General features: G+C 36.6%; 5 protein-coding genes. 2 read left to right on the top strand and 3 right to left on the bottom strand.

What is annotated here, in order from left to right; genetic code table 11:
- Positions 1-590: 590 nt before the first annotated feature.
- From IP023_RS15435 to IP023_RS15445, 3 genes are all read right to left on the bottom strand, one after another.
- Positions 591-1,754 carry an MBL fold metallo-hydrolase gene (locus tag IP023_RS15435; RefSeq protein WP_241791307.1) on the bottom strand — a complete coding sequence of 388 codons (1,164 nt, stop codon included), beginning with the start codon at positions 1,752-1,754 and terminating at the stop codon, positions 591-593.
- Positions 1,755-2,223: 469 nt separating this feature from the next.
- Complete coding sequence (locus tag IP023_RS15440; protein WP_241791308.1) at positions 2,224-3,420, bottom strand: aldo/keto reductase; 1,197 nt, start codon at positions 3,418-3,420, stop codon at positions 2,224-2,226.
- Between the two features lie 201 nt (positions 3,421-3,621).
- Entirely contained in the window at positions 3,622-5,025 is a 1,404-nt protein-coding gene (locus IP023_RS15445; RefSeq protein WP_241791309.1) for an aldo/keto reductase, read from the bottom strand.
- A 189-nt stretch (positions 5,026-5,214) separates the two neighbouring features.
- On the opposite strand from IP023_RS15445, the gene IP023_RS15450 reads away from it, so the two are divergent.
- A complete protein-coding gene (locus IP023_RS15450) occupies positions 5,215-6,111 on the top strand; it encodes a helix-turn-helix domain-containing protein (RefSeq protein WP_241791310.1) in 897 nt (298 codons plus the stop codon).
- Positions 6,112-7,630: 1,519 nt separating this feature from the next.
- Positions 7,631-8,803: a TlpA family protein disulfide reductase gene (locus IP023_RS15455; protein ID WP_241791311.1), complete on the top strand. Its 1,173-nt coding sequence runs from the start codon at positions 7,631-7,633 to the stop codon at positions 8,801-8,803.
- Positions 8,804-9,033: the final 230 nt, after the last annotated feature.

Below are 9,033 nucleotides of genomic sequence, written 5' to 3' on the forward strand. Positions count from 1 at the left end.
CCTATGGCATCGCCACTAGATAAGATTTCTAGCTTTTCAGCTAAACTCCATTTCTTATATTTCATTATCTCAAATGTATTAATTTGAAATCTAAAATTTCACTCCGAACTTATTGGGGGCTAAATTAGCCACAATATGCTCTTTATGAACAGATTGATTTTTTTTTGAATTGCTATTGCATTGACTTTAGTGATTAATGTTTATAAAAGTAAAATGCTATGTTATTAGCTAAAGTTTTTTGTATTTCATACTAATTACTATTATTAAACTAGAGTAATTTTTAAAGTCGAGTATTAAAACGAAAGTATTTTATATAATTTCGAACCTTCTTTCAAATAGGAAAGTAAAATTTATCCTTATTGACTCCAAACACAGTTTCCATCCTGCTGAGAACCTCTTTCAAAGAGATTTTTAAACGGATGTGCCGTCATAAAAATGCGTTAGTTGTGTTTGACAAGGTTAAAGATCTAGCTTCCTATGTCCATGAAGGCGTACCTTAGGTAATCCTTCAGAAAGCAGCAGCAATATCTTTTCGGTAGCTGAATTACAAGCTACCGAAAAGATATTACCAATTAATTTCTATTTTTATCTTATTTTTTCTTTAATGGAGTCAATGTATACGCTTCACCGGGTGCTAGCACAATCACACGTTCGGGATTTTTGACCAAACTTTTTAGTTTCTCGGGGTCGGCATTAAAGGGAGTGAAGTCGGGTGCATCAACGGTTCCCCAGTGCGACAACAGTAATGGTGTATCGGGGTAGGCTTCAGCAATTTTTAGTGCCCCTTCCAGTGTAAAATGCCATTCATTGTCAGAAAAATCAAAGAAAATTGCATCCGGAACGGGTAGGTTTAAATGTTCTGGCAAGAGCCTAGAATCTCCTTGTGCCCATATTGTTCCATCGGCAGTCTCGATTAAAAAACCAGCACAATCTTCCTTCGCGAAATTTCGTGTTCTATTGGGATCTTCGTTCTGCCAGTCGTGGTCCGCAGGAGTCAACGTAATTTTTACCTTCCCAACTTTGAAGCTGTCACCGATGCTGTGCCCTTTAGATGTAAAGCCTTCGTTCTTCATCAAAGTGTCAACATAAACCGTAGAATGGTATATCTCTGTAACCGGAGACAGTTCCTTTAATGTCGGGATACTGTAGTGGTCGTTATCGCTATGTGTAATGAGTACAGCATCCAGATGGGGAACTTCTTTCGGGTCTATAGGTGCATTGAACAGTACCGGCATATCGAACCCTTCTAGTAAAGGGTCCACCATGAGTGTGGTTCCCCTGCTATTAATAAAAAAACCACCGTTGCCCATCCATCGGATCACGGTCTCATCTGACTTTTGGAATGCTTCAGCACCAAATGGTTTTGGAGCAGGCGGTGTAGCTTGATATTTTTTATTAGCGGGCATCTTATTGAATATTTGTACTGCTGTTTCCATATCTAGTGCATCCATATCTACAAGTTTTAATGATTTGACCATCTGGAGTGTCATTGTCTTGTATTTTAGGAAATGCTCGGTTTTCAAATGAGATTGGTAGGCCTCATTATCTTTGTACATTTCCAGTATTCGCACCTGTGTGGGGTTGTCCTTTTGGAACATAGGGAAGATCGCAATAACACCTTCTTCAAGTCTTACTGATGCTTCGGCTTCTTCTTTTAAAATTGCTTTATACTCCTCCAGGTGCTGCGGGAGTATCTCGATTTCTGAAATACGTACCATCATTTCCTGTTGTTGTGCGTGGGCAATGTTATTCATACATAAAAGCATTACTATTACCCGTATTGCCCATATGGGGTAATTCAAGCAAATTCGATTTTTAATAATATTTTTAGTCATATTTATTGTTGTTAATTTTATTACTTTTTGTATTTAAGAAAACAGCAGCCAGATTATGTTGACGAGTATCTAAAGACTGATTGTCAAGTGCATTCATGGCATTTACATTTAGGAATCGCCAAATTAAACGTGTTTGTGGGGCTAATTTCGGACGATCTGGCTCAAAAAAATTGCTGATACATAAATTGTCGATTTATGGTACGTTTTTGCGTGTTCTACTTGGCGCGTTGCCCTTTTGATTTCATCAGGAAATATATAGTCGATATAATATTGCATCATAGGCATTGCTGATTTTCGTCCTTTTTGCTTTGCGCATTTACAATCGAGGAAGAAAGTGTACAAAAAAGAGGATCTTGTATATTCTCATTTAAGGTATCAGTTATAAGTGTTATAAACTATTTTTTGGTAAGGGTGTATTACCTTGTTTACCTTTCGAACTGTTTCCAAAATCCGCTCCCATATCATGTCTCTTTTGTAGTGGAGGTGTAGTTCTTCCCCCATGTACACCGATCCTTTCAAACTCTCTGTCAAGTGCAGTCAAGTCGTCTTGCGTGAGTTGTACTTGTAACGAATTGATGTTCATAGCCAAATGTTTGAGGTTTGTGGTTCCGGGGATAGGTACGATAAACGGCTTTCGAGCCAATAGCCAAGCCAAAGCTACCTGCGCAGATGTCGCGTACACCAGTTCTCCTATATTTTGAAGTAGACACACAAGTGGCCAGTTTGCTTTGATAGCATCCGGTTTAAATCTCGGAAAGTTTGAAATAAGGTCTTCGCTCGGATGAAAAACCGTCCGTGGTGTAATATCTCCCGTAAGAAAGCCCTGTCCAAGTGGACTCCACGGGACAAAACCAATTCCTAGTTCTTCGCAGGTCGGTAGGACTTCCTGTTCGGGGTCACGTGTCCAAAATGAATATTCATTTTGAATTGCGGTTACTGCTTTTACGGCGTGCGCTCGCCTTATGGTCGCTTCTCCTGCTTCTGATAATCCCCAGTGACGAATTTTTCCCTCTTTAATCAAATCCTGTATAGTGCCTGCAACATCTTCTATGGGAACGTTGGGGTCAACACGGTGTTGGTAGTAAAGGTCAATGTAGTCAGTACGAAGTCGTTTTAATGACTGTTCAGTCATTTTTCTGATATAGTTGGGTTGACTATTGAGGCGTACCCATTTTTTATCTGCACCGTATTCGTGTCCAAATTTGGTGGATAAGACTATTTTATCCCTAAACGGTGCAATGGCTTCTCCTACTAATTCTTCACCTGTATATGGGCCGTAGCTTTGAGCTACGTCAAAAAATGTAATACCCAACTCATAAGCTCTCTGTATGACCTTAATTGCGTCCTGTTTACTTGGTCGGGGTGAATAGGTCTGTACAAAATTCATACAGCCTGCTCCAAGTGCCGATACCTCAAGTGTTCCGATTTTACGGCGAGGTAAAGCAGTTGGTACAGATAATTCAGAATTAACGTAGTTGTCGTTGCTTTCTGCACTGTATGCCAACCGTGGTAACATCAATGATCCTGCGGAAAGCAACGATGTAGTAAGAAAATCACGACGATTAAAATTGTTTCTTTTGTTCATAATTATACAATTCATCTTTAAACACGAACTATTATTATTGTCAATTCACAAAGTTTCCTTAGGAGCAGGATTGATTTATATACATTTCACGGGTTCTTATACCAATATCTCTGCCTCGGCTTGGTTGCTTAGGCACGTTACAGTTATGTGACTGAAATAATAGAATCCGAAGGGTTATCATTAGCTCTGTCAACAGTTACTTTAACTCTGTACCCTTTTCTGTTCGGAAGCAGGGTAACGGTCGCCAACAATAGTAATGTTTGCCACGGCATCTTCAAGTTCGCACCATTCCTGTTTGCTAAAATTGAAATCCAATGTTCGTAGGTTTTCTTCTAAATGTGAGAGTTTGGTCGTTCCGGGAATAGGAACGATAAATGGTGCTTTTTGCAGCAACCATCCCAATGCTACCTGTGAAGCGGTTATACCTCTTGCACGTCCGAATTTGTTCAGCTCTTCCACAATTTTAAGGTTTGCACGTATAGCATCAGGGGTAAAACGTGGTAAAATATTACGGTTGTCGTTGCCACCACTGAAACTGGTATATTCGTTAATGGCTCCCGTGAGGAAACCACGGTTTACAGGACTATATGGAACAAAACCGATACCCAACTCCTCACATACAGGTAGTACTTCTTTTTCCACTTCACGCCACATCAAATGGTATTCGCTCTGTATAGCTGTAACAGGCTGTACGGCATACGCCTTGCGGATGGTTTCGGCCCCGACTTCACATAGACCAAAGTGCTTTACCTTTCCCTCGGTAATTAGGTCCTTTACTGTTCCTGCCACATCTTCAATGGGTACATTAGGGTCAAAACGGTGCTGGTACAACAATTCGATAGTGTCAATATTCAGGCGTTTTAACGAAGCCTCCACCATCTCACGGATGCGTTCGGGTCTGCTATTTAGCCCAGCGGGTATTTCATTTTTTTTGTTTCCGGCGTAGTTGAATCCAAATTTTGTGGTAACAGCAATTTTTCCCTTATACTCGGCAAGAGCCTTACCTGCCAGTTCTTCGTTGATGAACGGACCGTAGGTTTCTGCTGTATCAAAAAAGGTAACACCACGTTCTACCCCTTCATGAGCCAGCTTTATCATGGCTTTTTCATCGGGATGTACGCCACGGTGGTAGTTCATTCCCATTAAGCCAAAGCCCAAAGCTGAAACTTCCATTGCGGCACTGCCTTTCCCTAAAGTACGTCGTTCCGTAATAAAGGGCATAGGGTTTTCGTTTTGACTATCGATTGAAGGTGTTGTTGTCTGCTGTTTGCCGCTTGAAACTAATACAGTGGGAGCGAGGGCAGATGCTCCGAAAAGGGCGACATTTTTTAAGAAATCCCTGCGGTTGGATGGGTGACTATTCTCGTTCTTTTGAAGTTCTGTATTGTTACTCATATTTTTTTTTAGGTTATACTCAATTTTATTAAATGCTGTAATCGCGATGTACTGCCAACTATGACTTCCTATAAAGTTTGCTTCATCACTGCGTAGAAATACTATCGTATTAGCTATTTCTATGTAACGATTGTTGCGACCAACAGCTACGGTTGCTAACATCGCATTCTGTTGCCCCTCTTGAAGACCCGCTATCATTTTCTTGGGCATTGGGCGTTTGTTAGACTGGGACAGATGGTATTAACACCTATCCCAATTTACTAATAGTTACAAAGTTACTCACTATCTGTTGTGCCCTTTTTATACAAAACACAGATTTATTTACCACTTTTACTGATTTTGATTTGATTGTACCTTAAACGCGATAGCGTTTAGTAAATTTGTAAAAAAAAATATGTTATGGAGCAAGTGGAGCGAATTGATACTGTTAGGCAATACAACGATAACATGGGTGTTGATACCCTTCATCCGCTTGTTAGTGTGGTAGATTTTGATGATATGCCCACTTACCAATATTTTAGAAGATATATAGGCATTTACGCTGTGTTTTTGAAATACATTAACTGTGGCGATATGAAATATGGTTGTCAGTCTTATGATTATGAAGATGGGACATTGGTGTTTATTTCTCCCGGTCAGATATATGGGATTGACAGTAAGGGTAAGGTGATTAAACCTGCCGGTAAGGCACTTGTATTCCACCCCGATCTGATTAGCGGAACCGATTTTGGGAGAAAAATAAAAGAGTACACTTTTTTTTCCTACGAGGTGAATGAAGCCTTACATCTATCAAAAAAAGAAAGGTCAATTGTGAATGATTGCTTTGCGAAAATAGCTTATGAAATTGACCAGAACATTGACAAACACAGTAAAACCTTGATTGTTTCGAATATCGAATTGTTGCTGAATTATTGTATGCGGTTTTATGACCGACAGTTTATCACCCGTAGTCATGCCAACAATGATATATTGGTAAGGTTTGAAAATCTACTCAATGATTATTTTCAATCCGATAAGTGCCAGGATTTAGGGCTGCCTACAGTAACATGGTGTGCAGAGCAGTTGCATATCTCTGCCAACTATTTCGGCGATCTTATCAAAAAGGAAACGGGCAATACAGCATTAGAATATATACAGTCTAAAGTAATTGATGCCGCAAAATTAATAATTTTTGACAGTGATAAATCTATCAGTGATATCGCTCATCACCTGGGTTTTAAATATCAACAGCATTTTTCCCGATTATTCAAACAAAAAACAGGGATGACACCCAACGAATTTAGGTCGCTGAATTAAGAGGTGCTTTATTTTACTAATCACAAAATAAGTTGTAGCTGTTATAGTCTTGAATGAGTTATTGGTAAAAGGCGCATTTTCTCTGCTTATATGCATTCTTGAAAATTTTACCCTAATGTTGTATAATGGAGATATTTTAAAGTTTACTTCTGATGACTAGAGTGCTTTTAAAACGTGGTTGGTGAAATAAAAGGTTATATCACCACGCAATTTATAATTAACGTCTAGGTTTTTTGACTTAGTTCTAGTTCTATATATAATAAACCATATACCAATAATTACAGCACATCGTTCCAACTCATCCGTTGTTGAATTACATTATCTATAAATAATGGAGATGGAGGAGGTAGAAAGTTTGTAGTCATATAATTCATAAAGCTCCTGCTCAACATCCAAAACACTCATTCCATTTAGCATACAAAGAAATGACCATATTTTTTACTGATACTGCTTTAGATTGGTGTTTAGGGAGGAAAATGGGCTCAAAATTCCCATAAATCTGTCTACTCTGCTCATGTATAGTTTTGATGCGGTCTTAAAGAAGTAAAGTCGATGAGGTAACCCGCTGTTTATCCCTATTTCTAAGTTAATGATAATATGAGTTTTTACTTAATCTCATGCACACGCACTTGCACATCTTCTCAATAGTATGAATATCCCATTTGTTTAATTTAAACTCATATATCACTTGTTGCTCTTGGAAAAGATGCCTACTGTCTTTTTTAGTATATCTCGCTGTTCGGCCACATCCTTTAATTGCTTTATTGAGTCATTAAATTGTTGATTATCAATTATTAATTCCTTTTTTTGGGGAAATCACCAGACTTGGAATCATACTCAAGGTTTCATCCTCTAATCAAGCTATCATTGATAGAGTAGTCATCACTGATATGTTTTGCCTTTAATACAGATTTATATAACTCCGCTATCATCAGCTTGGATTCGTTGTAATACTGTATCGCCCTTGTTCAAATATTTTAATTTCGAACTCAAGTAATTCGTCACAACACAGGTAGGCACTCCAAGTTGTTGATATAAAGAATGAAGTCCAAATTTTCACTATGTTTACATGTGGGCCAAAAGTCAAAAAAGTGCTATTAATTAACACAACTTTAGTACATGATCCTTTTTTAACCTTAAATAATTGAATGGGAGAGGTGAGTAAAAAAAATCCTCACATTTCTGTGAGGATTTCAGTGCCCGAAACTACGCAATTCTCGAATCATTTTCTTGAGGATTTGGATAGAATAGAGTGGTTGTCAAAGAACTTATTTAAAGAAAATAACGATTCGGGAGTTGTAATAAAAGATAGTTCCTTTTGATTGGAGGGATTAATAAACGAGGGTTTATTGAGACTACACTTTTCGAAAATTTTGTCTTGTCATGATTGAAAGCCTGTAATGTAACACTCTCTATTTTAAGCATCGTATCTAAATAAAATTATTACCTTTAAACAGTCGTTATATCCTTTATTCGAAATCATGATACCATTCCAATTTATTATTACGTAATCAAACTTATGAAAATCTATATCTTGTTTTTTTTATTTTTTTCTCTATTCAAAAGTTATTCACAAGATAATCTGTCATATAAGATTATCGTGACTTTGGAAAATAGTAGTAGTAAAATACTTATTTTGCATGACTATACAGATAACAGAAATATTTTTATTCCTGGCAAACAAATACACAGTTTTATGTGGGAATTTAGTGTTCCTGATTCTATAGCAATTGATTCTGAGTACTTAGAATTATTAGTAGATCCATATAATCCTTCAAAAAATAGCACAACATCGGTTCGATTTGTAAATAAAACTAAAAACAAAGAAGTTAAAGTAAGTAATATAGGATTTGAAGATCGTGTGAATCATATTCAAGCTAAATATATAGGAGAAACCATATACAAAGGACAAGGGTTATCACCATCTTTAACAAAATTGGACTCTATTATTTATGGAGACTGGATTGTCCATGACTATGAAATTATTAAAAAGGATACTGCTGCTTTATCAGATATAGAAGTTCGTGCAAAAGAACCATACTTTGGTTGGTTTAGCTCAGCAGGAGATTATAGCAAATCCTACAATGATTTTTTGTCATCCTATATAGAATTATCGAAAAGATACTCAGACTCAAGATATTTATTAATGAATTTAGCAAATAATCTAAATAATTTTAAATCTAGAGAAGATGTAAAACTAATCTACGAGAACTTATCAAATAAGCATAGCGAAACTAAATGGAATTTAAGAATTAAGAACTTTCTAAAAGATAATTTTATTAATATCAAACTATTAAATGTAAAGACCAATAAGTATGAAAGTGTTATAGAAAACGTTCATAAACATAACTTAATCATTTTTACAGCATCTTGGTGTATGCCATGTATCGAAGAAATTCCCCTGCTAAAAACATTACATAAAGATCTAAAAGAAAAATTAGAGTTTACTTATATAACAATTGATAAAAAAGCTACTATAGATCATTTTAAAAAACTATTATATCAACATGAAATACCGTGGCGTAGTCTTCATCAAGGAAATAATTATGAAATTGTTAAAAACTACTATTCTGTATCTAGTATTCCACATGTAATAGTAATTTCTCCAGATAACCGGTATGAAGTTTTAGATATTAGAAAAATAGAAGATAGGGACAAATTATACAATAAAGTGTCAAATAAGACTATATAGTGGGTTTATTGAGACTTTAAATAATATACTATTACAATTCTGATAAATGGTAACTTATAATATAATAGTGTGGGGGTAAATTTTATAAATGGGGGCTAAATTAAGGGATGGAAGCTTCGCAACTTAAACAGATGAAGGACATGGAGCGAGAATTAGCGCAATATAAGAAGATCGTTGCCGAGCTAACGCTTCACAATACCATTTTGAAGGATGTTATAGAAAAAAAGCTC

It is taken from the genome of Sphingobacterium rhinopitheci, from assembly GCF_022627575.1.
Taxonomy (GTDB): Bacteria; Bacteroidota; Bacteroidia; order Sphingobacteriales; family Sphingobacteriaceae; genus Sphingobacterium; species Sphingobacterium rhinopitheci.

Excerpts from the sequence above, each read along its gene's own strand:
- IP023_RS15435 (WP_241791307.1), bottom strand. The coding sequence starts at position 1,754 with ATGAATAACATTGCCCACGCACAACAACAGGAAATGATGGTACGTATT.
- IP023_RS15440 (WP_241791308.1), bottom strand. The coding sequence starts at position 3,420 with ATGAACAAAAGAAACAATTTTAATCGTCGTGATTTTCTTACTACATCG.
- IP023_RS15445 (WP_241791309.1), bottom strand. The coding sequence starts at position 5,025 with ATGCCCAAGAAAATGATAGCGGGTCTTCAAGAGGGGCAACAGAATGCG.
- IP023_RS15450 (WP_241791310.1), top strand. The coding sequence starts at position 5,215 with ATGGAGCAAGTGGAGCGAATTGATACTGTTAGGCAATACAACGATAAC.
- IP023_RS15455 (WP_241791311.1), top strand. The coding sequence starts at position 7,631 with ATGAAAATCTATATCTTGTTTTTTTTATTTTTTTCTCTATTCAAAAGT.